At 67.8% G+C, this 26,142-nt stretch carries 28 protein-coding genes and 4 pseudogenes; 11 read left to right on the forward strand and 21 right to left on the reverse strand.

Annotated features, from left to right (window positions below; all coding sequences use genetic code 11):
* Positions 1 to 42: 42 nt before the first annotated feature.
* Entirely contained in the window at positions 43 to 945 is a 903-nt protein-coding gene (locus O1Q96_RS25175; RefSeq protein WP_269250316.1) for an MBL fold metallo-hydrolase, read from the forward strand.
* A 421-nt stretch (positions 946 to 1,366) separates the two neighbouring features.
* Here O1Q96_RS25175 and O1Q96_RS25185 read toward each other — a convergent pair whose 3' ends face one another.
* Entirely contained in the window at positions 1,367 to 2,293 is a 927-nt protein-coding gene (locus O1Q96_RS25185) for a LysR family transcriptional regulator (protein ID WP_269250317.1), read from the reverse strand.
* Positions 2,294 to 2,425: 132 nt separating this feature from the next.
* Between O1Q96_RS25185 and O1Q96_RS25190 the strand changes: the two genes are divergently transcribed.
* Positions 2,426 to 3,427, forward strand: coding sequence for a DMT family transporter (locus tag O1Q96_RS25190; protein WP_419587067.1), 1,002 nt, complete (start codon positions 2,426 to 2,428; stop codon positions 3,425 to 3,427).
* Positions 3,428 to 3,902: 475 nt separating this feature from the next.
* On the opposite strand, the gene O1Q96_RS25195 is transcribed toward O1Q96_RS25190, so the two are convergent.
* From O1Q96_RS25195 to O1Q96_RS25225, 7 genes are all read right to left on the reverse strand, one after another.
* Complete coding sequence (locus tag O1Q96_RS25195; protein ID WP_269250319.1) at positions 3,903 to 4,148, reverse strand: DUF5133 domain-containing protein; 246 nt, start codon at positions 4,146 to 4,148, stop codon at positions 3,903 to 3,905.
* 1,295 nt (positions 4,149 to 5,443) lie between these two features.
* Positions 5,444 to 5,659 (reverse strand): hypothetical protein, encoded by a 216-nt coding sequence (locus O1Q96_RS25200; RefSeq protein ID WP_269250320.1) that lies wholly within the window; start codon positions 5,657 to 5,659, stop codon positions 5,444 to 5,446.
* Between the two features lie 255 nt (positions 5,660 to 5,914).
* Entirely contained in the window at positions 5,915 to 6,595 is a 681-nt protein-coding gene (locus tag O1Q96_RS25205) for a hypothetical protein (RefSeq protein ID WP_269250321.1), read from the reverse strand.
* Between the two features lie 320 nt (positions 6,596 to 6,915).
* The gene (locus tag O1Q96_RS25210) at positions 6,916 to 7,443 is read right to left on the reverse strand and encodes a peptidoglycan-binding domain-containing protein (protein WP_269250322.1); all 528 of its coding nucleotides are present in this window, start codon (positions 7,441 to 7,443) and stop codon (positions 6,916 to 6,918) included.
* A gap of 348 nt (positions 7,444 to 7,791) precedes the next feature.
* Positions 7,792 to 8,049, reverse strand: a complete 258-nt coding sequence (locus O1Q96_RS25215; protein ID WP_269250323.1) for a hypothetical protein — start codon at positions 8,047 to 8,049, stop codon at positions 7,792 to 7,794.
* 148 nt (positions 8,050 to 8,197) lie between these two features.
* Complete coding sequence (locus O1Q96_RS25220) at positions 8,198 to 8,440, reverse strand: helix-turn-helix domain-containing protein (protein ID WP_269250324.1); 243 nt, start codon at positions 8,438 to 8,440, stop codon at positions 8,198 to 8,200.
* A 109-nt stretch (positions 8,441 to 8,549) separates the two neighbouring features.
* Positions 8,550 to 9,323 carry an SDR family oxidoreductase gene (locus O1Q96_RS25225; protein ID WP_269250325.1) on the reverse strand — a complete coding sequence of 258 codons (774 nt, stop codon included), beginning with the start codon at positions 9,321 to 9,323 and terminating at the stop codon, positions 8,550 to 8,552.
* Positions 9,324 to 9,407: 84 nt separating this feature from the next.
* On the opposite strand from O1Q96_RS25225, the gene O1Q96_RS25230 reads away from it, so the two are divergent.
* The gene (locus tag O1Q96_RS25230) at positions 9,408 to 10,025 is read left to right on the forward strand and encodes a TetR/AcrR family transcriptional regulator (protein WP_269250326.1); all 618 of its coding nucleotides are present in this window, start codon (positions 9,408 to 9,410) and stop codon (positions 10,023 to 10,025) included.
* A gap of 319 nt (positions 10,026 to 10,344) precedes the next feature.
* Positions 10,345 to 10,584 carry an XRE family transcriptional regulator gene (locus tag O1Q96_RS25235; protein WP_269250049.1) on the forward strand — a complete coding sequence of 80 codons (240 nt, stop codon included), beginning with the start codon at positions 10,345 to 10,347 and terminating at the stop codon, positions 10,582 to 10,584.
* A gap of 276 nt (positions 10,585 to 10,860) precedes the next feature.
* On the opposite strand, the gene O1Q96_RS25240 is transcribed toward O1Q96_RS25235, so the two are convergent.
* The 4 genes and pseudogenes from O1Q96_RS25240 to O1Q96_RS25255 all read right to left on the reverse strand — a co-directional run bounded on the left by O1Q96_RS25240 (position 10,861) and on the right by O1Q96_RS25255 (position 13,373).
* Complete coding sequence (locus tag O1Q96_RS25240; RefSeq protein WP_269250327.1) at positions 10,861 to 11,406, reverse strand: phosphatase PAP2 family protein; 546 nt, start codon at positions 11,404 to 11,406, stop codon at positions 10,861 to 10,863.
* Positions 11,403 to 11,801, reverse strand: a pseudogene (locus O1Q96_RS25245) (YihY/virulence factor BrkB family protein); the annotation flags it as partial. The gene O1Q96_RS25240 and the pseudogene O1Q96_RS25245, both read right to left, overlap by 4 nt.
* Positions 11,802 to 11,914: 113 nt before the next feature.
* Positions 11,915 to 12,223 carry a hypothetical protein gene (locus O1Q96_RS25250; RefSeq protein ID WP_269250328.1) on the reverse strand — a complete coding sequence of 103 codons (309 nt, stop codon included), beginning with the start codon at positions 12,221 to 12,223 and terminating at the stop codon, positions 11,915 to 11,917.
* 697 nt (positions 12,224 to 12,920) lie between these two features.
* Entirely contained in the window at positions 12,921 to 13,373 is a 453-nt protein-coding gene (locus O1Q96_RS25255) for a peptidoglycan-binding domain-containing protein (protein WP_269250329.1), read from the reverse strand.
* A gap of 297 nt (positions 13,374 to 13,670) precedes the next feature.
* On the opposite strand from O1Q96_RS25255, the gene O1Q96_RS25260 reads away from it, so the two are divergent.
* Both O1Q96_RS25260 and O1Q96_RS25265 read left to right on the forward strand, forming a co-directional pair.
* Entirely contained in the window at positions 13,671 to 16,076 is a 2,406-nt protein-coding gene (locus tag O1Q96_RS25260; RefSeq protein ID WP_269250330.1) for a sensor histidine kinase, read from the forward strand.
* Positions 16,073 to 16,729, forward strand: coding sequence for a response regulator (locus O1Q96_RS25265; protein WP_269250331.1), 657 nt, complete (start codon positions 16,073 to 16,075; stop codon positions 16,727 to 16,729). Before O1Q96_RS25260 ends, O1Q96_RS25265 begins: the two co-directional genes overlap by 4 nt.
* 328 nt (positions 16,730 to 17,057) lie before the next feature.
* Here the strand turns inward: O1Q96_RS25265 and O1Q96_RS25270 are convergent, their stop codons facing one another.
* The 3 genes and pseudogenes from O1Q96_RS25270 to O1Q96_RS25280 form a co-directional block, all read right to left on the reverse strand.
* On the reverse strand, positions 17,058 to 17,624 hold the full coding sequence (locus O1Q96_RS25270; RefSeq protein ID WP_331276064.1) for a DUF2252 family protein: 567 nt from the start codon (positions 17,622 to 17,624) through the stop codon (positions 17,058 to 17,060).
* Positions 17,625 to 17,755: 131 nt separating this feature from the next.
* On the reverse strand, positions 17,756 to 18,202 hold the full coding sequence (locus tag O1Q96_RS25275) for a hypothetical protein (protein WP_269250332.1): 447 nt from the start codon (positions 18,200 to 18,202) through the stop codon (positions 17,756 to 17,758).
* A 305-nt stretch (positions 18,203 to 18,507) separates the two neighbouring features.
* Positions 18,508 to 18,780, reverse strand: a pseudogene (locus O1Q96_RS25280) (hypothetical protein); the annotation flags it as partial.
* A 16-nt stretch (positions 18,781 to 18,796) separates the two neighbouring features.
* On the opposite strand from O1Q96_RS25280, the pseudogene O1Q96_RS25285 reads away from it, so the two are divergent.
* A pseudogene (locus O1Q96_RS25285) lies at positions 18,797 to 19,305 on the forward strand (transposase); the annotation flags it as partial.
* On the opposite strand, the gene O1Q96_RS25290 reads toward O1Q96_RS25285, so the two are convergent.
* From O1Q96_RS25290 to O1Q96_RS25305, 4 genes and pseudogenes are all read right to left on the reverse strand, one after another.
* Positions 19,298 to 19,783 carry a hypothetical protein gene (locus O1Q96_RS25290; RefSeq protein WP_269250333.1) on the reverse strand — a complete coding sequence of 162 codons (486 nt, stop codon included), beginning with the start codon at positions 19,781 to 19,783 and terminating at the stop codon, positions 19,298 to 19,300. The pseudogene O1Q96_RS25285 and the gene O1Q96_RS25290 sit on opposite strands and share 8 nt — an antisense overlap.
* 136 nt (positions 19,784 to 19,919) lie before the next feature.
* Positions 19,920 to 20,759, reverse strand: a complete 840-nt coding sequence (locus O1Q96_RS25295; protein WP_269250334.1) for a class II glutamine amidotransferase — start codon at positions 20,757 to 20,759, stop codon at positions 19,920 to 19,922.
* A gap of 428 nt (positions 20,760 to 21,187) precedes the next feature.
* Positions 21,188 to 21,720: pseudogene (locus tag O1Q96_RS25300) on the reverse strand (ATP-binding protein); the annotation flags it as partial.
* Positions 21,721 to 21,812: 92 nt separating this feature from the next.
* The gene (locus O1Q96_RS25305; RefSeq protein WP_269250335.1) at positions 21,813 to 22,268 is read right to left on the reverse strand and encodes a hypothetical protein; all 456 of its coding nucleotides are present in this window, start codon (positions 22,266 to 22,268) and stop codon (positions 21,813 to 21,815) included.
* A gap of 140 nt (positions 22,269 to 22,408) precedes the next feature.
* Between O1Q96_RS25305 and O1Q96_RS25310 the strand changes: the two genes are divergently transcribed.
* Entirely contained in the window at positions 22,409 to 22,822 is a 414-nt protein-coding gene (locus tag O1Q96_RS25310) for an ANTAR domain-containing protein (RefSeq protein WP_269250336.1), read from the forward strand.
* Positions 22,823 to 22,947: 125 nt separating this feature from the next.
* Positions 22,948 to 23,822, forward strand: a protein-coding gene (locus O1Q96_RS25315; RefSeq protein ID WP_419586942.1) for an IS5 family transposase whose coding sequence is annotated in 2 segments (ribosomal slippage) — positions 22,948 to 23,337 and positions 23,340 to 23,822 — 873 coding nt in all. Because the reading frame shifts where the segments join, the coding sequence is not laid out codon by codon here.
* Positions 23,823 to 23,848: 26 nt separating this feature from the next.
* Here the strand turns inward: O1Q96_RS25315 and O1Q96_RS25320 are convergent.
* Complete coding sequence (locus tag O1Q96_RS25320; RefSeq protein WP_269250337.1) at positions 23,849 to 24,190, reverse strand: DUF5713 family protein; 342 nt, start codon at positions 24,188 to 24,190, stop codon at positions 23,849 to 23,851.
* Positions 24,191 to 24,363: 173 nt separating this feature from the next.
* Between O1Q96_RS25320 and O1Q96_RS25325 the strand changes: the two genes are divergently transcribed.
* Both O1Q96_RS25325 and O1Q96_RS25330 read left to right on the forward strand, forming a co-directional pair.
* The gene (locus O1Q96_RS25325) at positions 24,364 to 24,879 is read left to right on the forward strand and encodes a winged helix-turn-helix domain-containing protein (protein WP_419586938.1); all 516 of its coding nucleotides are present in this window, start codon (positions 24,364 to 24,366) and stop codon (positions 24,877 to 24,879) included.
* Positions 24,876 to 25,466 carry a transposase gene (locus tag O1Q96_RS25330; RefSeq protein ID WP_269250287.1) on the forward strand — a complete coding sequence of 197 codons (591 nt, stop codon included), beginning with the start codon at positions 24,876 to 24,878 and terminating at the stop codon, positions 25,464 to 25,466. The genes O1Q96_RS25325 and O1Q96_RS25330 overlap by 4 nt, the downstream gene beginning before the upstream one ends.
* 107 nt (positions 25,467 to 25,573) lie before the next feature.
* Here the strand turns inward: O1Q96_RS25330 and O1Q96_RS25335 are convergent, their stop codons facing one another.
* On the reverse strand, positions 25,574 to 25,978 hold the full coding sequence (locus O1Q96_RS25335) for a type II toxin-antitoxin system PemK/MazF family toxin (RefSeq protein WP_269250338.1): 405 nt from the start codon (positions 25,976 to 25,978) through the stop codon (positions 25,574 to 25,576).
* Positions 25,979 to 26,142 lie beyond the last annotated feature (164 nt).

Below are 26,142 nucleotides of genomic sequence, written 5' to 3' on the forward strand. Positions count from 1 at the left end.
ACCGACCGCTTCCGCTGAAGAGAACAAGGGAAACGACACACAATGCACACCTCCCCCGCCACCGCCCCCATCCCCTCCTGGACCGTGGGCGGCGTCACCGTCCACCGCATCGACGAGGCCGCCCTGCCGCCCGCGACCGGGCCCTGGCTGCTGCCCGACGCCACCCCTGAGGTGGTGACCGCCCAGGACTGGCTGCACCCCCACTTCGCCGGCCAGGACGGGATTCTGCACATCGACAGCCACAGCTTCGCGTTCCTCGTGAACGGGCTGCGCGTTCTCGTCGACACCGGGATCGGCAACGGCAAGGAGCGGGCCAACCCGGCCTGGCACAACCTGCGCACCGGCTTCCTGGAGCGCCTCACCGCCGCCGGTTTCCCCCCGGACTCCGTCGACCTGGTGATTCTCACCCACCTGCACGCCGATCACGTCGGCTGGAACACACGGCAGGTGAACGGCGAATGGGTCCCCACCTTCCCCAACGCCCGCTACCTCACCTCCCGCGCCGAGCGGGAGTTCTGGACCACATACGACATGGAGGAGGCACGCGAACAGATGTTCCGCGACTCCGTCATCCCCGTCGAACAGGCGGGCCTGCTGAGCACGGTCGACGTCCCGCACACGGGGGCCGAGATCTCCCCCGGCCTGCGCATGATCCCGACACCCGGCCACACCCCCGGCCACGTCGCCGTCGAACTGACCAGCCAGGGAAAGACGGCACTGATCTCCGGCGACTGCGTCCACCACCCCGTCCAGCTCGCCCACCCCGCCATCGGCGCCTGCGTCGACATCGACCCGCTACAGTCCGAGACCACCCGCCGCGAGCTGCTCGGCTCCCTCGCCGGCACCGACACCCTCCTCCTCGGCACCCACTTCGCACCACCCACCGCCGGCCACGTCCTCGCCCACGCAGACGCCTACCGGCTGGAGCCCGTCCCCGCCTCCTGATGCCGTTGCCACGCCCTCTCGGTCACAGCACCCTCGGACACCACCAGGGCCACTCCTCTCGAATGCGCCGCCAAGGTCGGACACGCCAGGGACAAGATCGTGAGGCAGCGAGGGGGTCCCCTGAATGAGACATACAGAAGACCTGCGGACCACTGCAGCGGAACAGGGCATTCCCATTGCGGGCCCACAGCACCTTGTCGGCCTTGGCCAAATCGGTCCCCGCCACGAGGGCGCCGATCTCTCCATAGCCAGGGACTTTTTCTTAGATCATGTGTGGAGCCAGATTATGAGGGCTGTGAGGGTGACGGTGCCGAGGTAGATGTATGCGCGTTTCTCGTAGCGCGTGACGACGGCCCGGAAGCCCTCAGCCGGTTCCGCCTGACATGCCCCCTGCCGCCGGCCCGAGCCGCCCGGACCGCGGTCAGTTGACTGCGGGCCTGTCGAGTCCGCCGGGCCGGTCGGCGGCCGCGGCGTCCCGCAGTGCCGTCAGCAGGCCGCGCAGGGCGGGCTGGTCGAGGGCGATCTCCCGCGCGACCGCCGAGATCACCCGGACCGGTTCGGGATTGCGGACCGGACGTACGACGACGCCCGGATGCCGGCTGCGCAGTCCCAGCCTCGGCATCAGACCGACACCGAGGCCGGCCGCGACGAAGCCCTGCGCGGTGGCGTAGTCCTCGCTCCGGATGACGAAGTCGGGGCTGAAGCCGGCCGCCGCACAGGAGTCGATCACCGGTTCCAGGCAGGGTCCGGGCGGCTCGCTGCCGACCCACTGCTCGCCGGCCAGCTCGTTCAGGTCGACAATTTCTTTGTCCGCGAGTGGGTGTCCGAGGGGCAGTACGGCGTCGTACGGGTCGTCGAGCAGGTGGACGAGCCGAAAACCGTCGCGGACGCGGTCTTTCGCCTGGACTACCACGGCCAGGTCGGCCCGGCCCTGTACCACCTCCTGGAACGGGTCATCCGGGTGGGCGAGTTCGAGGTCGACACGGACGCCGGGATGCTCCGCGCGGAGCCGGGCCAGGGCGGGGGCCACCAGGGTGGAGCCCGCCGTGGCGAAGTAACGGACCGACAGGCTGCCGATGCGTCCGGCGCGCAGGTCGGCGAGGGCGGTCTCCGCCTGGGCGACCGCCGAGCTGATCAGGGCCGCGTGCTCGGTGAGCAGCAGACCGGCGGCGGTGGGCCGGACCCCGCGGCCGACCCGCTCGAGCAGCGCGGTGCCGGCCTGTTTCTCCAGCGCCGCCACCTGCTGACTGACGGCAGACGGCGTGTAGCCGAGGTGGGCCGCGGCAGCGGTCACCGTGCCGCTGGTGACCACCGCACGCAGGACTTGAAGCCGTCTCACATCAAGCATGTAGTACAGCTTAACAAACTGTGCAGAATCATTCGCTTGTCCTCAAAGTTTGTCTGAGGCATCGTCAAAGGCCCGGGAGAGCGCAGGGCGTGGGGCGCAGACCGAGGCTCATGTCGACCGAAGGAGGAAAGCATCGTGAAGAGCAGTACACGGAGTTTGCAGGGCGGCGTACGGGTGGCCGTTCTCGCCCTTCTGTGGGGCTCGACCTTCCTCTGGATCGAACTGGCGTTGCGCGGGCTCTCCCCGCTCCAGGTCACGTTCGTCCGCTGCGCCCTCGGGGCACTCGTGCTCACCGTCGCCTGCTACGCGACGGGCCGGCGCATGCCGCAGGGGATCACCGTCTGGCGGCACATCGTCGTCGCGGCCTTCTTCTGCAACGCGCTTCCCTTCGCGCTGTTCAGCCTGGGCCAGCAGACTGTCGACTCCGGCCTCGCAGGAGTCCTGAACGCCACGACCCCGCTCTGGTCGATCGCTCTCGGTCTCGCCCTCGGCTCGGAACGCGGACTGCGCCCGGTTCGCCTGGCAGGCCTCCTGCTCGGCTTCGTCGGCACGATCGTCATCCTCGCGCCCTGGCAGTCGTCCGGTGCCGGCGGCTGGGGGGCTCTCGCCATCCTGGGCGCGGCCGCCAGCTACGCCGTCGCGTTCACCTACATGGGTCGCACCCTGGTACGCAAGGGCACCCCCACCATCTCGCTCTCCGCCGCCCAGCTCATCGCCGCGAGCGGGCTGACCGCCGTCGCGATGCCGATCGGCGGCCTGGAGTCGGTCGATCCCGGCCCGACGGTCCTGATCGCGGCCGTCGTCCTCAGTGTCTTCTGCACGGCAGCGACGTTCCACCTCACCTGCCGGATCATCAACGACGAGGGGGCCACCAACGCCGCGGTGGTCGGCTATCTGCTGCCCGTGGTCTCCGTTCTCCTCGGTGCCGCCGCCCTGGGCGAGGACCTGAGCGTCCGGATGGTGCTGGGCATGGCCGTGGTCCTCATGGGTGTCGGGATGACGCGGCGGAACGGAGCGACGGCCCCGGCCGTCGCTCCGGCCGAGGGAACGATGGAGGGCACGGCCGCGGCCGCCGAGGACATGGCCGCCGACGCCCCGGCCTCCCGCCGCGCGGTTCTGGAGAACGCGGAATGATCTCCGGTGCCCCGGCTGTGGTCGGCCTGCCGCCGATCGACACAAGACCGCGCCGCCAACCACTGACCGGCCGGACAGACCGTCACGGGTTCCGCCAGGAACTCGGTTGCTGCATGATCGAACGATGCTGGTCGGTTGTGGGCCTGGTCGGGGGTGGGGTTGCCGCTTCGCCTGGTCGCCGGACTAGCTAGCGCCGTGCCTCCACACGATGACCGCCCCTCCTCGAGCACGCCCTCGTCATTCTCGGCTCCACCCGTGACCCCGACGCCCACCCGATGATCGAGCCCTACCGGCAGCACGCCTGCTCGTCGGCCAGGTAGAAGTACGCCCTGCGCTCGCTCCAGACGTACTCGGCCACGTGGACGAAGCCGAGCACGACGTGACCGCGATATGGCGCGGCCAGCTTCGGCCTGGACCAACTCGCAATCCAGCGAACGTAGCAGCGCCCATGGAGCCTTGTGGCAGCGCGCTGCCCCTACGCGGCCAGCGTCTCGTCTTGTCGAGAAAGGCTCGCACGGCCCGCCTTGTACTGCTCAAGCAGAGCATCTGCTGCAGGCAGTGCCTGCTCGGCTGTACGGGTTCCGGTCGTCACGCACAGCGTGTACGTGGAGTCCTCGAGAGCCCGGCTGGTGCGGCCGGTTGGGCGCACATCGTGTTCGATGCGTGCCTGAGCAAACCGGGCCAGCACGGCGCGTAGCTCCTTCTCCGCCGGGCAGATCATGCTGATACCTCTCCCTCAGAGCCTGTCCCGCAGGACGGCTGGCCGCACCGCGGGGAACTGGCTGTACCCATGACATCCAACGCTGCGCTCACCGCCGGACAGCGCCAAGCAGACCGTCAAGTGCCCCGTAGCGAAAGGTCTATGCCATCGTGCTCAAGTTCTTTCGCGTCTGCCCCACCTCTCACAGCAGTGCGACTGCGTCGGCGGTCGAGGTGAGCGGCATCGTGCACCCCGACCGCCGTCTGCTGGGCGGCCTCGCACTCCCTGCTCAGCAGCCACTACGGGATCGTTGGTCATCACATACCGATGCCCAGCGGTGACCGCAGCTTTCCCGCCGGACGCGCCTCCGGCGATGCCGCGTGGAAGGTACATCGCCCCAGGTCAGGAAGGTACTTTCCCGTTTCCGACCCAACAGCCGCCGCACGCAAACGAAACAGAAGGCCGGAGCCGGTCTGCCTGCCGGGCCCGGCGCGGTCATCGTCCAGGGCGAGGACCTGGGGGCGTGGATCACCGGGCAGTGGGTGGGGTGGGACAAGCTGATCCGCGCAGCAGTACCTGCCGGAGAACCCCGGCATCGAACCCGCGGCTGAGGGCGAGCCGGTCGGGCCGGTGCGGCGGTCGGAGAATGAACGGTGGAACACCAACCTCGCCGCCCCCCGATTCCACGCACGCGAAGCCACCTACGCCTCGCACGCAAAGACCTGGAAGTGGTGGACGGTGAGCCGATCAGTTCGGGGCGTTCCTGGACAACACCCGCAGGAGGGTCGGGAAGTTGAGCCTGGAGCGTCGTGGGCAGTTGGCCGGCCTCGGTCCGGAGTGGGCGGCGCAGGAGGGCAGTGCGTGATGTGGAGTGCTGCTGATGTGGCCCGGGCTGCGGTCCGGCGGCAGGGCGAGGGGCTGAGCGTGGAGCAGGTCGCGGGCAGGTCGCGGAAGTGGAGCGGCGGGAGCGGGAGACCCGCCAGCAGCCGGACTTCCCTGGTGGCCGCAGTCCGTACGAAGGTGATCCGGAGGACCTCGCCGAGCAGTGGGTGGCGTGGCATGCCGAATGGCGCCGCCGCAGCGCCGTGATGGACGGTCAGGGCTGGCTGGCCTACAGCCCGGATCGGGACGTGCAGGGCAGTACGTGGGCGCGGGAGCGCGCCGCGCCCGACCCCTCCGGCCAGGAACAGAACCCCCACCTCTACGCCGCGGGCGACCCCGTCAACCGCATCGACTCCAGCGGGCTCTTCTCCTGGGGATCGGCGCTTGGCGCCGCGGGGACCATCGCCGGATTGGCGGCCATGTGGCCCGCTCGACTACTGTTCGCCGACTTTGAATCCTCGGTACACAGCATCGTGGCCCAGCCGCTCCTGCTGCCGTACACGCCGCGTCATGACGATTGCGGGGATACCGAGCGCCAGCAGCACCGGGATCGCGGCGGTGATCCCGAACCAGAGGAAGATCGCAATATAACCGTAGGCGGCGTTGTCCACGTCCGCGTCTGCCTTCACCAGGAGGACGATGCTGGCCACGAAAGCGACCACCATGAGACCCGCGACGGCGATCGCGAGCCAGAGCAGGACGCCGGCCCAACGCCGGTACCCGGCACTGACCTCCTGGAACCGCGCCGGCCCGTACCCGCCGGGCGGACCGGGCAAGGGCCCTGGCGCCGGGCGCTGGGCTGGCCACTGATCAGACATGAGGCCCAGTTCTACGGTGCGCGGCCCCGAACCGCCAACTTCCGCCGCCACAGCACGCACCGCGTCGGAGCGTCGTCTCCCAGGTCACTACTTCACCGAGTCCCACGCGCCGGGGTTGAAGCTGCGCAGGAGGGCGATCAGCGCGGCTCCGAGCCGCCAGTCCACACCAGGTGCGTGTACGTGCAGTTTGTCGCCCTTGGACCTGAACTCCAGCGGGACCTGCCCGTTCGCGCGCCACCGGATGCGCCGGGGTGCGCGTGCGAAGCCGCCCTCGTTGCCAGGGACGCTGTCGAAGACACTGATCACGAGGACCATCACCATCAGGGGCAGCAAGAGCCACCACATCCACCACCATACGATCCTCCCCTTGAAGCCCACCGCTTCGGGGCCGCCGGGCTGGTGCACGGTCCAGCGGGTGCGCAGACCCCTGGCGCGGAGCGCCTTCTCGCGCATGAGCGTGCCGATGACCTCGCCGTGCGTGCCGAGCACCTGAAACCTCGCGACGCCGCCGCCGGCCGAGAGAGTCACCACGGTGGCCACCCGCTCCCGGCGTTGATCGTCGGCCCACAGGGCGAAGGAACGGGCCCCGCCGCCCCGGGCCGCAAGGTACGCGGACGTGCCTCCCGGCGGCAGTTCGCGCTCCACGTACACGGCCGACGGCGCCGGCCCCGACCCGTCGGAGAAGCTGACCATGTCCGCCACCTTCGCCTGGCCCTGGCCGTCGACTCGTCTCGGCCCGCCGTACATGGTCAGTACGTTGCTGCTCATCCGACGTGCTCCAAGTGGTAGTCGCGTGCCCAGGCTGGCCCGGTCTGTCTCACCCGCCACCCAACGGATAACCCCGCCGTGCGGGAGGGCCAGCTGCCAGTTCGGGTGTCAGGTGCAGTCACGCGGCCACGCACCCCGAGGCCTGACCGCACCGAATCCACACGACCACCAGACAGCTCCCGACACCTTGGAGTGGTTGATAGAGGCTGCCCGCCTGGTTCGACAGGCACTCCGCCCAGAACGGCGGGTGGACGAGGACAGGCAATCGGCACCCTGGACGGTGGTCTGGGGAACCGTGCTGTAGGCTCCGCGGAGGCCCATCACACCTTGTATCTGGAGCACCTGCCTGTGGTGGTGGTGGGGTTGAGGTTCGTGTGCCACCACACCGCAAAGAGCATGTGGTCGCGGGCGTAGGGGCCGTAGACGCCGTCGACGTTGCTCCCAGTGAGGCCCCACACGTTTTTCTGGATCCACTTGAACGCCTCTCGGGTGCCGGTGCCGTAGACGCCGTCAGCGCCGCCACTGTTCTTGATATAGGTTGCGGCGGGCGTCCCCGAGTAGCAGACGAGGACGTTTATCTGCAGGGCGTAGACATAGTCGCCGCTCATGCCCTGCTGCACGTAGCAGGTCGAGATCCCGCCCCGAATCCTGGGGACGATGATCAAAGTGTTGTCGGTGCGCGACCTGATCGTCGTCTCGCCGCACGGGCTCGCCGCGGCCGCAGCGGACCCGCTGGCGAACACCGGGGCTGCTGCGTTGGCCGGAGCAGCGGTGATCACTCCTCCCAGCAGGGCCGCCATCATGGTCCCCGTCGCGAGAAGTGCCTTGCTTTTACCTGCCTTGCGCATGCCTATTGGTTCCTTTCAACAGCGAGTCTGATCTATGCGCGTCCACGCCTGCCGAACAGCTACCTTTCTCTGACCTCGCCCAGGAACCTTAGGGTCGTAGTGGGCTTCGGCCTTTGTCGTCCGTGCAGGGAACGTTGTCAGTCGTGCACCGCCTCAAGTCGACGCCGCATCAGGCGAGGGTCGCCCTGCGGGTGAGGTCATGCGCGACCGCCATGGCCGGTGTCAGCCCCGTACGACGGGCACAGTAGCCCGGCCCGGTCGCTGAGTGTGCCGGTCGTTTGCCCCACAAGGTACGGCCGCCGCGCATACCGGAATACGGGTAAGGCGGCGGTCGAGACCGCCTCTGGGTTACAGCCGCGACCTTGTGGAGCTCGACTTCGGTGGTGTGCCGGTCGAGCCTGGCCGGCAGATCGTCCAGGTCGAAGGTGGTGAACTCCCACTGGAACGGCTGTGCTGTGGCGTTGTAGCGGTCTTCGAATGCTCGAAGCCGGTCGCGGACTGGTTCAGGTCGGTGAAGTCGTTGGGTTGGACGACCTTGCGCTGGACGACGGAGAAGAAGATCTCCACCTGGTTGGTCCAGGGGGCGTGCACGGGGGTGTAGACCATGATCGCGTTCGGAGCGCGGCCCTGGTGCGGAAGTGCGGGTCGGTGATGAAGGTCCAGGAGCGGTGCTGCCAAAGCTTGATCGGGTCTTCGGCGAGCCAGCGGCGCACGGTGGAGGCCGACAGGGCCGGGGCGATACGGGGGCGACAGCCTATCGGGCCAGTTCCGGGCAGCTCCAGCGCAAGATCGGCACCTCTGTCTCGGCGGGCAGCCGGCAGGCCAGCGTCTTGACCTCGGTGGCCTGCAGCGGGGTGAACGAGGTCGGACGGCCGCTGCGTTCACGGTCCTTGAGCCCGGGCAGGCCAGCCCTCGCGCATTGGTTGCGCCAGCGGCGCACGGTGTCGAGGTGCAGTCCGGTCTCGCGGGCGATACGCGCGTTGGAGACACGAGGCATGACGGGCGGGCCGATCAGACGGAAAGGATCACGACAGTCCGCACCGCCGCACCTGCGGCCCCCTCGGGCGGAAGCCGCCGGGGCGTACTTGGGCGCGAGGGTGGAAGGCTCACAGTCCGGCGCCGCCTGTCGCGTCGATGACCCTGCCGGTCACCCAGCGCGCGTCGTCCGAGGCGAGGAAGGCCACGATGTCGGCCACGTCTTCCGGTTGCCCGACCCGGCCCAGCGCGGCCAGGGAAGCCACGTGGGCTTCGGCCTCAGGATTGCCGCGCAGCCAGCTCGCGTGGGCTTCCGTGTCGATGATTCCAGGCGCCACCGAGTTCGCCGTGATGCCCCGGTTGCCCAGTTCTTTGGCGAGGTTGAGGGTGAAGGTGTCCAGGGCGCCCTTGGTGGCGCCGTAGGCGATGATCTCCGGCATGGCAAGGCGGACCACACCGCTGGAGATGTTGATGATCCGCCCTTGATCGCGTAGCCGCTTCAGTCCCTCCTGGACGATGAAGAACGGCGCGCGGACGTTCACGGCGAAGACCTCGTCGAAGCCTTCCTCGGTCAGCGAGGCCAGATCCGGGCTGCGGCCGATGCCGGCGTTGTTGACGATGATGTCGACGGCCCCGTCCGACACGTACTCGCCGGCGTGAGCATCGAAGGCGGCCCACAGGGATGCCGCGTCGCCGTGCCGACCCAGTTCCGCCCGCAGCGCGAACGCCGAGCCGCCGTCCTTCCGGATGCGCGCGACGACCTCGTTCGCTGCCGTCTCGTCGCGGGCGTAGGCGACGGCGACAGTGGCGCCGTCGCGGCCGAGCCGTTTTGCGATGGCCCGGCCTATGCCTCGACTGCCGCCGGTTACCAGCGCGACCTTGCCTTCAAGTGTGCGTGCACCCATGGCGGTTGACCACCTTCCATTGTTGAGCGATCACTCAAGAAAAAAGGTAGCACGCCTTCTTGAGTGAGCGCTCTAGAATGAGGTGTGAGTGAAACGAGTGCGAAGCGAGGGCGGCCGCGCGCGTTCGACCGTGCCGCGGCCCTGACAGCGGCCACCTGGCTGTTCTGGGAGCGCGGTTACGAGGCCACCTCCATCGGCGAGCTGACCGCGGCAATGGGCATCAGGCCCGGCAGTTTGTATGCGGCCTTCGGGGACAAGGAAACCCTGTTCAGGGAAGTGGTGCACAGCTATGGGCGCTCGCCCGCCGGTGCCTTCATGGGCGTGGCCCTACAGGAGGAGCCCACGGCCTACGGGGCCTTCGCCCGCATCCTGCGTGAGGCAGCGGTCATCTATCCCGACCCTTCCCATCCGGCCGGCTGCCTGACCATCAGCGCGGCCACCAACGTCACCCCGCAGGACGCCGAAATCGCGGCATTTCTCCGCACTCTGCGCAATGAGAACCTGGCCGTATTCGAAACCCGCCTGCGGACAGCGCAGCAGACAGGCGAGCTGCCCGCGGAGGCCAACCCCCGCGCCATGGCCTCGTACTTTGCCGCGGTCATCCAGGGCATGTCACAACGCGCTCGGGACGGGGCTGCGGCCGCCGAGCTGAGCGAAGTCTCAGAACTGGCGTTGGCCGCATGGCCTGTAGTGCGGAGCTGACCAACCCGCACCAAGGTCGCGACCAGCCTGACCAGCCAGTCTGCTCAGATTCGCCAACCGACCTGGAACCTGGCCATCGCACCCACCCGCTCACCTCACGTCAACCCCCGAAGGACTTCCGGAACGGACCACTTACGTAGAAACGGGCTCGTGCGCCGACCGCAGATCGGCTGGCTCACGACGCGGATGTCGCGGCGTCGTGGACGTGACTCCACGGATGGCAGGTGGACCGCCAACGCACGGTTCTGGTCGGTGGCCGCCCGTGCCGCGTCGGTGACCCGAAGCGGATGAAAACGTCGGGCCCGGGCAGGAGAAGCAGATGGCTGACCTTTCAGAGTTGCTGCAGCAGGCGATGCGCCGTCGTCACCTGAACGCGCAGGCCCTCGCCGCGCGGACCGGTATCCGCACCCCCCGCATTCGTGTCTTCGCCCAGGACGGTGCCCGCGGCCCCGTCCATCCCACGCAGGAGGAGCTGGCCGAACTCGCCGCCGCCCTGGCCCTCCCCCTTCCTGAGGTCCTTGATGCCGCCCGTACTCCCCAGGCGGCGCCGACACCTTGAACCTGCCCCGGCATGCGGGCGTGTCAGGCGGCGGCGCGGGCCTTGGTCCAGGGATCAAGTGGATCGTGGCTTCTTCGTCTGATGGTCACGGTGGTGAGGGCTCGCTCGCCGAGGGAGCGGCTGAACCGGATACTCATTGACGGGCATAGAGGTGGTTCGGCGTCACAGTGGGACTGCCGTGCAGGCCGCGCTGGTTGACCAGTGCACGTCCCTCCGGGTACCCAGTTGCGGCTGCCCCATCTAGCGGACCTGCAGCGTTGGGTGGTTTCGGGCCCGTCACCGCAGCAGGCGCGCTGCCAGACGGGGAGCGCGGTGGACCAGGGCGACCGCGGCCAAGCCGACGACGGCGCCGCCGACGACGTCGGAAGGGTAGTGGGCACCGGTGTGCACACGTTCGACGGCCACCAGGACGGCCGGCACCGCACACACCGCGCCCGCCCACGGCCACACACCCGCCACCGCGGCGCTGAACGCCACCCCCGCCGCGGTGTGTCCCGAAGGAAACGACGACGAGTCGGGCCGGTCATGGACCTCCTCATGGGAGATCCACTCCTTCGGCGGCCGCCGCCGGCTCCACACCTGCTTCAGGACACCGTTGGACACCAACTCCGCCACCGCCATGCTCGCCACACCCGCGGCCGCAGCCCTGCGCCCCCGCCACCCCACGGTGGACATGACTGCGGCGGCGCCCCACCACAGCTTGGTGTGCTCGGCCGTCTCCTCCACCGCCGGCAGCACCCGCCGTACGCAGTTCGACGGCCACGACGCCACCCACCGCGTCAACCGTTCATCACCCTCACGAAGATCCGCCAGCACTGTCATGAACTGCGCGTTCCCCATCTGAGCAGCACATAACGCGGCAGTGTGTGGTAACTACTTCTTTCGAGGCGATGGCGGTCTCCCTCGCTCCACTTACGGGTGTCGCGACGCGGGACATATGGCTCTTCGTCTTCAGGCAGGCCGCCCGCTGCTGCGCGCTGGCGGGCCAGCTCCAAGTCGCATTCCGGACCGAGCAGGATCGCGATGTTGCTGATCCACCACACCAGGAAGATGATCACACCCGCGAGGGTGCCGTAGGCCTTGTCGTAGAAGGCGAAGTTCGCCACGTAGAACGCAAACCCGGCCGAGGCGATCATCCAGATCAGCAGAGCCAGGACACTGCCCGGGGTGACCCACTTGAAACTGCGGCCCTTCACGTTCGGTGCCGCCCAGTACAGTGGCGTCTCCTGCAGATCGTCGGCGTCGACGCCGTCATCGACTGCCGCGAAACCCTCCGTCAAGCTCTCAGTACCTGACCTACCCCCGTACCAGCTGGCGCTGCCCGACCGGCTCAGCGCTGATGGTGATCGCGCTTGGACAGGTAGAGGGGACCGATCTGGCTCCAGTAGCCGTGAACCAGGTTTTCGGCCTCCTGCACCGCCTGCTGAGCGCATGGCGCGTCCGCCGGCAGGCGTTGCTCGACTTGAGCCGCGGCGGGTCCCGTGCGCCGAACCTGTCTCAGCGCCGTCCAGGGCGAGGCGCGGCGGGATACAGCAGCAGTGCGCGGCCTGCCACTTCGGCCCGCCATGCACCATCGCGCGAGCAGTACCGCGGCCACCACCGACAATGCGCTGGCGGCATAGACCTCATGACCGGCCACTGGCTCCTCCTGCCGGACACCCGCATGGACCGTGCCGGGTTCATCTGCCCCGGTATCGCACCGTCAACGTCACCGCTGGGCCAAGAAACCCTCACACGCCATCGCCGGGTGGTGGGGGCCGGCACCCGGCGTGGGGAGGACCGGGGCGTTCTGCATGCGCCGGACTGCGAGAAAGCACGGCAGTGCGCGCCGCGGCTCGAACGTCGAGCCCGCTCTGGACGCCGCGCAGGACCCGGACACCCGGCTGTGCGGGGCCGCTCAGGAGCTGACCCCTTGCGGGGCTGCCGTGAACCAATCAGATGGTCGCGGCGACGCCAATGGCGATGGCGATGGCGATGAACAGCCAGCCGGTGGTCGGCTCCCAGCGCTCGTTAAGCCGGTGACCCCGATGGTCTTGTCCTGCACCCGTAGCTGGCTGACGGTGCGTTGGCCTTCCAGGACAGCGGAGAGCAGGTGGGCGGCCGGGCCTGTGTCCGTGCGTGAGCCGCGGGCGGCCTTGCCGTCCACGGCCAGATGCCGGCTGCCCGCGGGGCCGCATCCGAGCAGGCCGGCAAGCCCGCCGGGGCATACGAGGGTCAGGAGGCGGCGGATGGTGGAGCTCGACGGTGCGCGGCGCACGCCCAGCGGGCCGGCGGCGCGCACGCCGAGACAGTTCCGAATGTCCACGCCGGGGACCGGGTGGTGGATCGGCTGTTCGTCAGTTGCAGCTGATCCGTGCTCCGGTTTCCATGCTGTAGTTCGCCCACGCCATCGCATCCCGCGTATTGGGGCCGTAGTCGCCGTCCGCCCTGACACCCACCTTCTTCTGAACGGAGATGAGCGCCGACTCGGTGAGGTCTCCGAAGTCCCCATCCGTTGCCAGCCTGTATCCGTAGCAGGAATTGAGGTTCTTCTGGAGGGCGCGGACTGCCGTGTTGCTCATCCCCCAGTCCAGCCAGCACTTGGACCCATCGCCGGTGGCGTAGGGGACATATTTGTACGAGGTGGGGTTTGTGACTTTGTTGTAAAGGTAAGCCCCGTAGCTGCAAGGGGAGTCAGCCGCAGCGGCGGTCGCAGACGGCGCGCCGGCGAGAACGCCGCCGAGGAGGCCGGCCAGGAGGGCCCCCGCGGCCGTGGCCGACTTGGCGCGCCTGCTTCGGATCTTGATCAATTCTGCTCCACCTTCCAATTGTCGGACGGATTGCCCGAGTTCCTGCAGGACGGGAGTGCGCGTGCGGCGAAGCAGCGTGAACTCATGAGATCAGTGGCTTGATGCGGGATGCCCCTGCCGGTGTCGGCCCCGTACGACGGGCACAGTAGCCCGGCCCGGTCGCTGAGTGTGCCGGTCGTTCGCCCCACAAGGAACGGCCGCCGCGCACACCGGAATACGCGCAAGGAAGCGGACGAGACCGCCTCTCGTTCACAGCCGTGACCTTTGAGCTCGGCTGCCGCTACTACCCTTGTCTCTATGCGGCATGGGGGATACGAGGAGAACGGGGCCGCTGAGCCGATAGACGGCCCCAGGTCCAGTGAGCGTCTGTTGATCCTGACCCTCGAGCGGTACGGGGTGTGGCTCCGGTCCAGCGTGGTCTGCCTCTGCGGTGCGCTGGGCGTGGTGTTGGCGGATGTGGCGGAGATTCCTCTGGCGATGTCTCTGCTGGTGCCCGCTGTCCTGGCCTGCGGTGTGCGCCTTTACGCGCTGCGCCGCCCGCTCCCGTTGGCCCTGCTGTGGACGTTGGACGCGGCCGTGGTGGTGCTGACGGGGCTGTTTCAGCCGGTGCTCGGTGGCGAGGGCGCGGATGTGATGGTGGAGGCGATTGTCGGCATCTGCGTCGTCGCTTTCCAGTACGAGTGGGCGACGCGCCCTGTGGCCGGGTTTGGCCTGGCCGCGTTGGGGACTGTCGTCTGCGTGCTGGGAGACGTCCTCTCCTCGCCTGGGCACAGCCCCGACGTAGTTCCCCTGGTGCGCATGTTCGTCCAGGCGGGCCTGTCGCGGGCTGCTTTCCTCATGGTTCGCGCGCGGGCCAGGGCGGCCGACCGGTCGGCCGCGGCCAGGGCGGCGTCGCGCCGCGAGGCAGCCGTCGCGGCCGCGCGGAGGGCGACCGAGCGCGAGTACCTGGCGACCCTGCACGATACGGCGAGCGCGACACTGCTGATGGTCTCCCAGGGCGACGGCCGGGACTGGTCGTGGCTGCCGCCGCGGGCCAGACAGGATCTGGAGGCGTTGTCCGCCATGCCCGGATTCGAGACGGGAAGCGTCGACCTCGCGGCGCTTCTCAGCTGCGTGCCCGAGGGTGAGGGACCGGCCAGGGTGCAGCTCAAGACGTACATCGAGGGCCCGCTCGTGACTCCGTCCGGCCCTGGGCTTGCGATATTCAACGGGGTCCGGGAGGCCGTCACCAATGTGGCACGCCATGCCGGGGTGCGGGAAGCGGAACTCAGGGCGCGGGCAGAGGAGGACGGCGTCGTCGTCGAACTGTCCGACGCGGGACGCGGCTTCGACCCGCAGTCCGTCCCCGCCCGGCGCCGCGGCATCTCCGGTTCCATCATCGGCAGGATGCACACGGTCGGAGGCTCGGCTTCCGTTACCTCCCGTCCGGGCACCGGGACCCGCGTGCAGTGGCGCTGGCACGGCCGGGCCGGGGAGTCACAGGCAGGGGACGGAGCGCAGGTGACTGGCGGCATACCGCGCCCGCCCCGCGTCCAGGCGCAGCACAGCGCTGCCGTCCGCCTCATCCGCGGGCAGCTCCTCTACGGGGCTCAACTGGCCGTACTGCTGATCAGCCTGGTGTGGCAGTTCACCATCTCGCTGCGCCGGCTCATGGTCCACCAGGACGTGTACCGCCCTGCGTGGGCACAGACAGCCGCCTTCGTCTGCCTCGCCGCCGTTGCGGTGGCCGGGGGCGCCTATCTGCTGCGTGGCCGGCAGATCCCGCCAAGGGTGCGCGGGTGGAGCCTGGGCTCGGTGCTGGCAGCTTCGGCGGTATGCGCGTTCACGCTCCCGCCGGGGCAGTCGACAGGTCCGGCGGACTGGGCGTTCGGAGTGGTCGGCTGGCATGCGCTGTTCTTGCTGGCAGACCTGCGGGTCAGGGTGTACGCGGCGTTTCTTGGGGCGCATATGGGACTCAACGCGACTGCTGTGTTGTTGTCGGGGGCGCCCACCGCCGCCGAGTCGGCCGTCATGGGGATCTCCACGATATCCGCCTGCGGCTTCCAACTCTCCGTCGGTCTACTGGTGACGCGCCTGCTTCACGGTACGGCGCCGGCAGCGGGGACCGCTGCAGCACGGGAGGAAGAACTGCGCACCCGGGAACGCATCCACGAGGACATGCAGCGTGATCACAAGGAGCGCTACCGGGCCCTGACGGCGACGACGGTGCCGCTGCTCGTGGGCCTCGGCCACGGTGTGCTGAGCCCGCACGACCAGGAGGTCAGGCTGCGGTGCGGCGTGGAAGCCACCCGTATGCGCCGCCTGTTCGCCGAGGGCGATGCCGTCTCGGACCCGCTGCTGAACGAGTTGCGGGCATGTGTCGAGGTGGCCGAGCAGCAGGGGGTGACGGTGAGCCTGGCCGTACGAGGCCGGCCGGGTGAGGTGCCTGTGGAGGTACGCAGGGAGTTGGTCGACCCGGTGGCGGTGATTCTGGGCCATACCCGCTCGACCTCGCGGGTCACCGTCGTGTGGACCCCCCGCGCGGTACGTGTGAGCGTAATCAGCGAGGGCTGCGCCGACGTCCAGGGCACGGGAGAGGCCTCTCGAGCCCACGGCCGTGCCACGGACCCTGAGGTGACCGTGGTGCGAACGACGCGCGGCGGAAGTGTGTGGGTAGAGGCTGGCTGGAGAAAACCGGCGGCCTCCGGAGTTGACCTGGCATGAGTGACAACGCACCGGTCAGCGTGGTCGTCGTCGACGACCATCCCGCCATCCTCGCGGGCGTAGAGGCGTGGTATGCCGCATCGAGGCGGCCCATCACCGTGGTCGCGGCCAGCGGCTCCGTACAGGAAGCCTGGAGCCCACCGGGCAGCACGGCCGATGTCGTCACCCTGGACCTGCAACTGGGCGAGGGCGGTCCCGCCTTCGGCAGCCTCCGAAGACTCGTCGACGCCGGACGGCAGGTCGTCGTCTACTCGATGCGGGATGACGAGAAGACAGCGCTCAGCTGTCTGGACCTGGGAGCCGCGACCTTTCTGACCAAGAGCGAGGGCCGACAGCACCTGGTCGAGGCGACGTTGGCGGCAGCGGATGACCGGCCCTACATGCCGCCCGCACTGGCCGGCGCGCTGGGAACGAACACCCGCGCCGACCGCCCCCAGCTGTCCACGCGCGAGGAGGATGTGCTCATCGAGTGGTTCCAGTCGGAGTCGAAGGAGTTGGTCGCACAGCGTCTCGGCATCTCCGTACGGACGGTCAACTCGTACCTGGACCGGGTGCGGATCAAGTACGCGAACGTCGGCCGCCCCGCGCGGACCAAGGCAAGCCTGGTGGCCCGCGCCATCCAGGACGGGCTGGTCGACGTGGGTGACCTCTGAGCGGGGCAAGGGGACGGAGAACCTGACCTCTCGCCGCTCCCTGCCGATCGCCTCCATCCCTGTTTCACCGCCCTTTGTCCCGTTCCTCTCGCGGGTCTGCGCTTCGCCATGTCGGGCGCCACAGGCTACCGCTCAACTCCTCGTGCCTGCCGTCTGGTTGGAACGAGCTCACGAGTCGGAGGTCGACCGGAGCGGCAACCTCGCCGCGATGGAGCAGCCGGAGCTGTACGAACCCCTCTTTGAACCTCTGCTGATCTCGTATACAAGCCCCGGTGGTGCTCGGTGCACACCAGAACCCGCTCTTCGCAGGGACGTGGCAATTCTGCCGCTACCGGGCGGGCAGGATGATCCAGCAGCGGGTGCCGACGCTGCCGACCCCGACGACTTTGCGGGCCATGTCCACGAGCCGGTACTGCCGCAGCAGATGGCGGCGGTCGGACTGCAGGCTGTGGCTGTAGCGCTCGATCAGCTCACGCAGCTGTTCCTCCAGATCGTCGCGGTCGACGCCCGGCAGCAGGCTCCCCAACGGCACGATCAGGGGCGGGTCGGGGACGATCCTGCGCCGGCCGCCAGCTGTCTGTGTGAGCTTTCCGCTTGCCTGGAGGCTGTCGCGGCTGCGGGCCTTGGCCATGGTCCGCCGGGTACGCTCGCGGCCCCGCGCTCCCAGATTCCGGTCCGCCCGTGCCTGCAGCGTCTCCATGTCGACCTGGGTGTACCAGACGGCGAGGTTGCCAGGACCGGCGAAGTGGCGCATCCGCTCGCGGTAGGACCGTACGGTCGCCCGCACGACGGAGGCGCGTTCGGCATCCATGTAGCCGTTTTCACGTCCAGCGAACGTGGACCGTCCGCCCGCGTCGCTCGGCCCCGCGCCGCCCGTTCCTCGGGAAGCTCCCAACTGACCTGGCCAGCCATGACGCCACCTCCTCAGGGCTGTCCCGCAAAGATCTTGGCTCCGAGCTGAGCTGAAGCGCGATAGGTGTCACAAAGGCGAGCTTGTTGTCACCGAGGTGGGCGGCCCCTCTCCCCTTACGGAGAGTCTTGACCGCTGATCCCGGAGTCGTGTCCCCCGGCGGGCCGATGTGATCGGCGTTCCGGAAGCCGTGTGATCGCGGCGCTCACTGCCAACCCGAGCGTGACACCGACAGCGGAGCCAACGCTCTGCGCCCAGGCACCGTCGAGGGAGCCGGGCAGAACGGCTCTTGTGAGCCGGCTGGCAGCCAACAGGACTGATACCGCAGCCAGTGTGGCCGTCCAGCGGTACCGCACCCCGTCGATGATGTCGCCATAAAAGAGGAGCAGCAGTCCCATGCCGAACTCGTCGTCCCAGCCGATCGCAGTGAGCCCGGCCCCGAAAGCAAGCGCGAACAGCCAGAGCCCCACCAGTTGCCGGGCGAACGTGGGCGGCTGCCGTCTCGCACCACGCGGGGGCCAGAAGAACCGTGTGATGTGCTGGATAATTGCGTACTTCTGCATGCCTCGCGTCCCGATCCCCCGGGGTAGCCGACTTCTGCCGACGCTCAGTAGTAGGACGCACAGGAGCAGGACGCGGTTGTGGTGAAGTGACGCCGCATGTCGTCCCGGGAAGCCCGAGGCTGTCGATCTTCGCTTCTGGTGACAGAAGGGCTGCCGAATGAGCATGTGTGACAAGCCGCGTGCCTTGCTTGTGACAACCAGGCCGCTTCAACCGGTCCTGTACACCGGATCTACTGGCTCCCCTGGTGACGACTTCCGTCCTTCGGCTCACGAGTACGGAGCAACCTGAAGAGCTGGCGAGGTGCTCAGCCGGTGGTTCGTGAGGTGGCCAGGGAACTGGCGAAGTCGGAGATCGTGTGGAAGTCGTTCTCCCGTAGGCCGATCCGCGGGTTGACGTGGTGCAGGAGTCCGGGCCCTTGATGGTGGGCGGTCACGTTCGTCTGATCCAGCTCACTCTGCTCGTCGTCCACCCAGGCGAAAGGACGGCCGCCTGCGTAGTCCACCAGCGGCCCGGTCTTTCAGTGGATTCCATCGAGGCGTTCTTGGAGTAGGACGTCGCCGAAGTCGACGAAGGGAAGCCAGCGGCACCGCTACGTTCCCGGGACCGAGGCGGCCGCTCTGATCGTGCCGAGCCTGGCCCGCTCGCTGACGGCGGTCCTTGAACAGCGCAGGCTGCTGGCCGCGCGGATCGAGGAACTCCTGGAGGCTCACCTTTCGAAGGTCCTGACGTCCATGCCGGGCATCGGCGTCAGGACCTCAGCCAGGATCCTGATCGAGGTCGGCGACGGCAGCTCCTTCCCGACCGCCGGCCACCTCGCCGCCTACGCCGGCCTCGCCCCGGCAACCCGGAGCTCAGGCTCCTCGATCCGCGGCGAACAGCCTTCCCGGAAAGGGAACAAGCAGCTCAAGCGGGCCTTCTTCCTATCGGCCTTCGCGGCGCTCGGTGACGCCGCGTCCCGGGCCTACTACGACAAGAAGATCGCCAGGGCAAGCACCACACCCAGGCCCTGCTCCGCCTCGCCAGACGCCGAGCCGACGTCCTTTTCGCGATGCTCCGCGACGGAACCTTCTACGAACCGCAGCAGCCGGCCTCAGTCACCTGACCTGCGGGTCCGCGAGGAGAACGACTCGATCGGCCTCGACGTCGAAGCCGAGCACTGGATGGCCGTAATCACCCTCCGCATCCATCAGCACCAGCTTGCCCAGTCGCCGCCCAATCTCCCGAAGGAAGCCGCAGAACACATCAAGTCGCTCCTGACCCTGCAACTCCCGCAGGTCGACGTCGAAGTCGATTTCATCGTGGGCATGAAAGCGGAAGATCGCCAACACATCGGCGGACAGCCAGACCCGCAGGTCCGCGCACTCGGCATCCCCCGGACGGGACAGCACGGCCTCCGCCCGGGGCACCGGAAACACCGTCTCTCCCTCGGAGTACTGGCACTTCCAGCCCTTCTCCGCGACAAGATCGAGGACCGCCTGCCAGCCCTCCACCGAGGTATCCGAGACACGCACGTCCGGCAGCGCCCCCATCAAGTCCAGGTCGAAGAAGCAGCGCACGTCATCCCACAGCAGATCAGCCACCCTGCCATGCTTCCCGGCCCCCACAGCCAACGCACCCCCGTTTCCCTCGACCAAAGACATCCAAAGACATCGGGGCACCCCCGTCGTCGTCCGCAGCCCCCTGGAAGTGCCACGACTGTGCGAGACAGCCGACGTGTCAGGCCGGTTCTGGGGCGAAGGGATACAGCTCGTCGGATCCGCCTGCATGTACGACGCCATAGCTGCTCTCGGGTACCTCGTTCCAGGCACCAGGCAGATCACCGAGAGGTTCGGACACAATGAGGCGGGTCTCGTCGGACACTTCCTGCAGGAACGCCATATCGGGGTGCAGCTTGCGCAGCGCGTCCACGCGAGTGCTGTAGAACAATGACCGGGAAGCGCCCTGGCTCGAGTAGCGGAAGGCCCATACGCGTTCGCCGTCAGTCACGGCGATCGTCATCTGGAGCGGGAACTCCACACCGTGCTCGCGGCCGCTGCGCTCCACCACTCCCACCATCCGGGCCACGGCGCCCGGCGGATCCTGGTCCAGGCCGAAGGTGAGCGCCAGGTAGAACATCACCTCCGAGTCCGTCGTTCCTTCGATGTCGGAGTACAGCTCAGGGTCGACAAGCAGTGACAGCTCGCGGCGCATGGCGTGGAAACCTGTGATGGCACCGTTATGCATCCACATCCAACGGCCGTGCCGAAACGGGTGACAATTCGTCTGCTGCACCGCCGTGCCGGTCGACGCCCGTATGTGGGCGAAGAACAACGGGGAGCGGACATGATCCGCGATCTCCCTCAGGTTGCGGTTGTTCCAGGCGGGGCCGATGTCCCTGAGTAGGGCCGGGGTGTCGATGCTTTCCTCCGGGTACCACCCGACGCCGAAACCGTCGCCGTTCGTCGTCTCGGCACCCAGTCTCGAGTGGAGGCTCTGATCGATCAGCGAGTGGGCCGGTTTGTAGAGGATGGTGTCGAGCAGCACGGGCGTTCCCGAGTATGCAAGCCATCGGCACATGAGCGACCACCTGTCCTACCTGTACCTGCCACACGCGGAAATACGTTGACGTCCCGCACGCGGTTTCCGCAGTTTTCATCGACTCTCCGGTCACTACCTGCTACGCAAACGCTCCCCGCCGGGTCTGCTTCGTCGGCGCTGGGGATGGGTTGCCGCCATCCCCGCGCTGAGGGCGAGGGCCGTGCCCGCTGATCGGGTATCTCCTATCTGGCCATCCCATTTTCGCCTTCCTCGCCACGCATCGCCATGCGAGCACGGATCGGACGGCCATCGCGGAAAGCGCAGAGTGCAATCACGCACGCTTGCAGTGCAGGTACTGGGGTGTCTGCCCAGCACAGCCGTACAACGCGGGGCTCAGTCGCAGTTCCCTGTTGCAACCTCGGACGGACCGGGCAGCACCCTGGTCCCACGACCCGCTTAGCAAAGAATCAGGCGGCGGTGCCGGTCTCGATGATGTTGCCGCCGAAGCTGATGCGGTCGACCATGGCCGCGCAGAGCCTGGGATCGGTGAACGTCTTCGTCCACCCGCCGAACGACTCGTTCGAAGCAATCGCCACAGAATTCCTTTCCTCACGCTCCGTCAGAACCTGGAAGAGCAGTTCAGGCCCCGACGGTCGAGCTCCATACAGCCCAGTTCATCAATGCATAGAAGATCGATGCGCCCGTAGCGGGCGATGGTCTTGGCCAGCTGCTTCTCGTCGGCAGCCTCGACCAGCTCGTTGACCAGCTCGGTCGCCAGGACGTACTTCACCCGGTATCCCTTCATCGCGGCCTCGACACCCAGCGCAATGAGCAGATGGGACTTGCCCGTGCCCGAGTCTCCGATCAGGCAGAGCGGGTGGCCCTTGCGGACCCATTCGCAGGTGGCGAGGGTGTTGATGGTCGCGGCGTCGATGTGGGGATTCGCGTCGTAGTCGAAGGCCCGCAGTGACTTCTCGCGCGGGAACCTGGCAATGCGGAGGAATGGTCACCTACGAGAAGGCACGGAACAGCACGTAGATGCGTGCTCATCAGCTTGCCGGAAGCAGCTCCCGGGGGCTTGGAAGTTGGACCCTAGTGATCAACGGATGCCTCACTGCTCGGGCGCCACCGCAGCCAGACGTCTCCCCCGTCGGGCCGGTAGCGGACTCCGTCGTCCAACCGCACCTCACCCACATACCGACGAGCATCGTCCGGCACCTGACGGTGCGGCGCGAGGAGCACGTCCAGTTCGTCGTAGCGGGCATCGACCCATCCGTTCGCCGGATGCTCGTCCATCCCTGCCTCAGAAACCTCGTACCTGACGTAGATTGCCCTCTGCTCGCGCTCCATCGCCACTGCCGCCTCGCTGGCGGGCCAGACGAAGTACTCGTCGCGCGCGGCCATGTTGGCGTCCCAGCCCTCGAAGTAGTGCGGGACACCATTGATGACCGCGACTCCTTGACGCGGCCCGTCGTACCAGTCCAAGACGGCGTACGCGCGCTCGAAGCCGTCTGCGACCAACTGCTGCTCATCCCAAGGCTCAGCCACATCGGCAGGCTACCGGCCGACGACCTCTTGCATCATGTTCACGGTCTACGACTGAAGTGCCAGGTCCTCTCCCCGCCACCGCATGCTGAGGCCAGTCCACGGCGCGTGTGCGGGACCGGCGGCAAGGGCAGGCGTGGACTATGCGACCCTCCCGACATACCGGTCCCCCGCGTGGCCGCTCCGGAGCAGGCGCTGCGGCGAACGCCAGCGCCTGCCACGGCTTCCACCGCTCACGCCCCAACGACGACGCCGCCCCCGCCACCCCGGCCGAGGACGCCAAGGACGCGGAGCGGTGGCGCAGGGAAGCCCAGCAGCTCAGAAAGGCGATGAAGAACCGTCCCACCATCGACATGGCACGCGGCATCCTGATGACGGCCTGCTCCTGCAGCCCCGACGACGCCTGGGAGATGTTGGTGACGGTCTCCCAGCACAGCAACACCAAACTGCACCAGGTGGCCGAAGCACTGGTAGCCGCGACAGCCCGTCAGGAACCACTCCCCGCAAAGCTGCAACACCATCTGGCACCCGCACTGGCCGCCCGACGACGCGAATGAACCAACGGGCATCCAGGCGGGACAGAGGGACAATCGTGGGGCACGGAGACCGTGGGCCAGCCGTCGTGGCTGCGCACCTAGGGCCTGTTGCGAAAGTGGATCTTGCTCGTGAATGATCACCTGCCATGGAGCGTGGTGATCTGACGAACGACCAGTGGGCCCGGCTTGAGCCGTTGCTGCCGCTGGGTAAAAAGCCCGGCCGTCCGCCGGTGTGGACCCGGCGGCAGTTGATAGCCGGCATACGGTGGCGGACCAGAACCGGTGCCCCGTGGCGCGACATGCCGGAGCGGTATGGGCCGTGGGACCGGGCCTACGACCTGTTCCGGCGCGGGCAGCGCGACGGTACCTGGAAGCGGATCTTCGAGCAGTTGCAGGCCGAGGCCGACGTGAAGGGCTTGATCACGTGGGACGTCAGCGTGGACTCCACGATCGCCCGGGCCCACCAGCACGCCGCCGGGGCGCGTAAAAAGGGGCGCTGCAGAAGGAGCCTCCCGGCGGCGTCGACACCGAGCCCGACGATCACGGCCTCGGACGCTCGCGCGGCGGGCTGACCACCAAGCTGCACCTGGCGGTCGAGCAGGGGCAAAAGCCGCTGTCGCTGCTTGTCACCGCTGGCCAGCGGCACGACAGTCCGCAGTTCCAGCCGGTCCTGGAGGGCATCCGGGTGCCCCGCATCGGTCGAGGCCGGCCGCGAACCCGGCCGGACAAGGTCCGCGCCGATAAGGCGTACGGCTCCCGCGGGAACCGCGCCTACCTGCGCAGACGCGGCATCGGCTGCACCATCCCTGAGAAGGCTGACCAGGACCGCAACCGCAAGAAGCTCGGCTCTCGCGGCGGCTGTCCGCCGAAGTTCGACAAGGTCGATTACAAGGAGCGCCACGCGGTGGAATGCGGCATCAACCGCCTAAAGCGCCACCGCGCGGTCGCCACGAGATACGACAAGCTCGCCGTTCGCTACGAGGCGACCGTGCTGATCGCAGCCCTCAACGAATGGCTTTGACCGGCAGATGGCCTTCCGATCGTCGCTCACCAGTCCCGGGTGGCGATCAGCTCCTCTACATCCGCGTCCGTGAACCCGTATGCCGACGCGACAAACCCGAAGTCCTCAGCGATCACCTCGCGCGCAACCGTCTCGATCTCACTCCCGGCTGCGTCGAACTCCGCCTCCAGAAGGTTGAATTCCTCCGTTGCGGCTTGGGAAAGCGCATACATGGCCTCTAGATCCGACGGTTGCTCAGCCTCAATCCGCTCGCACAGCCGCAGCAGGATTGCCCTGCCCCGGTCGACGACGTGATCGGGGAAGTATGAATCCGCATACATCTGCCGCAGAAACGCGTGCCCTGCTACCTGCTGGTTTGTGATCGGCATGGCGCTTCCCCATCCCATAGAAGAACTGACGCGCCGATCATGCACGACACCACTGACAACGACGCCGCCCACGTACGCCAGGCCGCTCGTGACCAGCACTTTCGCAACAGGCCCTACTGATCTTTTCGTAAGTTCGGTGGGTGGGGTGGCTGTGTGGGTGGGAGGCTGTCGGGGTGGCTTATCAACCTTCCCTTTCGGTTGTCGGCTCCTCCCTTCCTCCGTTGTCGCGGCCTCAGTTGGCGGAGGCACGTCGTGTTCGGGCAGTCGAGTTGTTCGAGGACAGCGTTTCGAATGCGGAGATCGCGAGGGCGGTAGGGGTGTGTGCCGAGAGTGTGCGGCGTTGGCGGCGTGTGTGGGAGCAAGGCGGTGCTTCGGCCCTGCGGCGACGGGCAGCTACCGGACGCCCACCCAAGCTGAACGACGCCCAGGTCGAGATGGTCCGGGCCGCGTTGGAGCAAGGTGCCCAGGCTCATGGTTTCGAGGCCGACCTGTGGACTTTGGAGCGAGTCGGCGCGGTCGTCACCCGGGCAACGGGGGTGGTGTTGTCGAGGACATCGGTGTGGCGGCTGCTGACGGGTCGGCTCGGATGGAGCCTGCAACGGCCCGAGCGGCGGGCGGTCGAGCGGGACGATGCGGAGATCGCCCGGTGGATCGCGCACGAGTGGCCGCGCATCAAAAAGGGGCAGTGAACACACGTGCCTGGATCGTCTTCCTCGACGAATCAGGCGTCTCTCTGCTCCCGCAGATCCGCCGCACCTACGCCCCCCGAGGGCGAACTCCGCTCCTGCGGCACCGCCTGAACTGGAAGCGCGCGTCGATGGCCGGGGCCTTGGGCTACCACTCCACCGATCCCGATCGCGGGGCTCGCCTGTGCTTCCACCTCAAGCCCGGCAGCTACGACACCACCGGACGCATCGAGGTCCTGCAGCAGATGAAGGTGTTCTACCGCGGCGAGCGGGTGGTCCTGGTCTGGGACGGCCTGTCCGCCCACTGGAGCCGGGCGATGCGAGCCTGGGTCGCCGAACAGGACTGGCTCACCCTGGAACGATTACCCGCCTACGCTCCCGAGCTGAACCCGGTGGAACTGCTGTGGTCCTCGCTCAAGAAACGTGAACTCGCCAACCTCGCCGGCGACCACCTCGCCGATGTCGCCGACGCCACCGAGCAAGGCATCCACCGCATCAACGCCAACCCCCGACTGCCATGGTCATTCCTGGCCCATACCGGCCTGACCATCGGCCCACCACACCCACCGAACTTACGAAAAGATCAGTAGTACTCCAGCCGTAGATCGTGATCTCGATGGTGAGGGGCGCCGAGGCCAGCGTGGATCATCTCGCCCGAGATCGCCCACGCCGTCACGGGCGTCGGCTCCTTCTTCCCCTACCCGAGTTCACCGAAACGGAGGGCGTCCCTTATCTCGCTGAGCTTCGCGGTCGTCGCCGGGGTCTGCTCGTGCGCCTGTTCAGCGAGTCGGAGGGCATGGTCAATCTCGCTGAGCTTCGCCGAGGACAGGACGGCCGCCCGCTCTATCAGCTCATCCCGGGACACAGTGGTCAGCCACGTGCAAGGGGTGAAGCCTGGACGCGGGAACGCGAGCCGCAGCACGCCTTCGAACGGCAGTCCTTCACCGGCGCCCACCATCACTTCGATGCCCAGACCGCTGATGTCGACGCCCGCCGGAGCGACGACCTGCATCACCCGGATCCCGGACGTGTCGTCTCCCGACAGCAGTACGACCAACCTCCGCTCGTCGAACTGGACCCACCAGACTTCGCCACGTTGCACAAGTCCTCCAGACACAGGACGGCAGGCAGACGCTGCGCGACCCTGACGCGCTGTGGAGACGGGTGCGGCCACCCTTGATCATCGGTGTGTGAAGACTGAAGATCATGCGGTGGCCGCAGGTCACAGCGTAAACCCTGCCCACTGGCAGGAGGCGTTCGTGGACC

Origin of the sequence: Streptomyces aurantiacus, assembly GCF_027107535.1 — a bacterium.
Classification (GTDB): domain Bacteria; phylum Actinomycetota; class Actinomycetes; order Streptomycetales; family Streptomycetaceae; genus Streptomyces.

Coding starts and splice junctions, on each gene's coding strand:
- O1Q96_RS25175 (WP_269250316.1), top strand. CDS start 43: ATGCACACCTCCCCCGCCACCGCCCCCATCCCCTCCTGGACCGTGGGC.
- O1Q96_RS25185 (WP_269250317.1), bottom strand. CDS start 2,293: ATGCTTGATGTGAGACGGCTTCAAGTCCTGCGTGCGGTGGTCACCAGC.
- O1Q96_RS25195 (WP_269250319.1), bottom strand. CDS start 4,148: ATGATCTGCCCGGCGGAGAAGGAGCTACGCGCCGTGCTGGCCCGGTTT.
- O1Q96_RS25205 (WP_269250321.1), bottom strand. CDS start 6,595: ATGAGCAGCAACGTACTGACCATGTACGGCGGGCCGAGACGAGTCGAC.
- O1Q96_RS25210 (WP_269250322.1), bottom strand. CDS start 7,443: ATGCGCAAGGCAGGTAAAAGCAAGGCACTTCTCGCGACGGGGACCATG.
- O1Q96_RS25215 (WP_269250323.1), bottom strand. CDS start 8,049: ATGGTCTACACCCCCGTGCACGCCCCCTGGACCAACCAGGTGGAGATC.
- O1Q96_RS25220 (WP_269250324.1), bottom strand. CDS start 8,440: ATGCCTCGTGTCTCCAACGCGCGTATCGCCCGCGAGACCGGACTGCAC.
- O1Q96_RS25225 (WP_269250325.1), bottom strand. CDS start 9,323: ATGGGTGCACGCACACTTGAAGGCAAGGTCGCGCTGGTAACCGGCGGC.
- O1Q96_RS25235 (WP_269250049.1), top strand. CDS start 10,345: ATGGCTGACCTTTCAGAGTTGCTGCAGCAGGCGATGCGCCGTCGTCAC.
- O1Q96_RS25240 (WP_269250327.1), bottom strand. CDS start 11,406: ATGACAGTGCTGGCGGATCTTCGTGAGGGTGATGAACGGTTGACGCGG.
- O1Q96_RS25260 (WP_269250330.1), top strand. CDS start 13,671: ATGCGGCATGGGGGATACGAGGAGAACGGGGCCGCTGAGCCGATAGAC.
- O1Q96_RS25265 (WP_269250331.1), top strand. CDS start 16,073: ATGAGTGACAACGCACCGGTCAGCGTGGTCGTCGTCGACGACCATCCC.
- O1Q96_RS25275 (WP_269250332.1), bottom strand. CDS start 18,202: ATGCAGAAGTACGCAATTATCCAGCACATCACACGGTTCTTCTGGCCC.
- O1Q96_RS25295 (WP_269250334.1), bottom strand. CDS start 20,759: ATGTGCCGATGGCTTGCATACTCGGGAACGCCCGTGCTGCTCGACACC.
- O1Q96_RS25310 (WP_269250336.1), top strand. CDS start 22,409: ATGCGACCCTCCCGACATACCGGTCCCCCGCGTGGCCGCTCCGGAGCA.
- O1Q96_RS25320 (WP_269250337.1), bottom strand. CDS start 24,190: ATGCCGATCACAAACCAGCAGGTAGCAGGGCACGCGTTTCTGCGGCAG.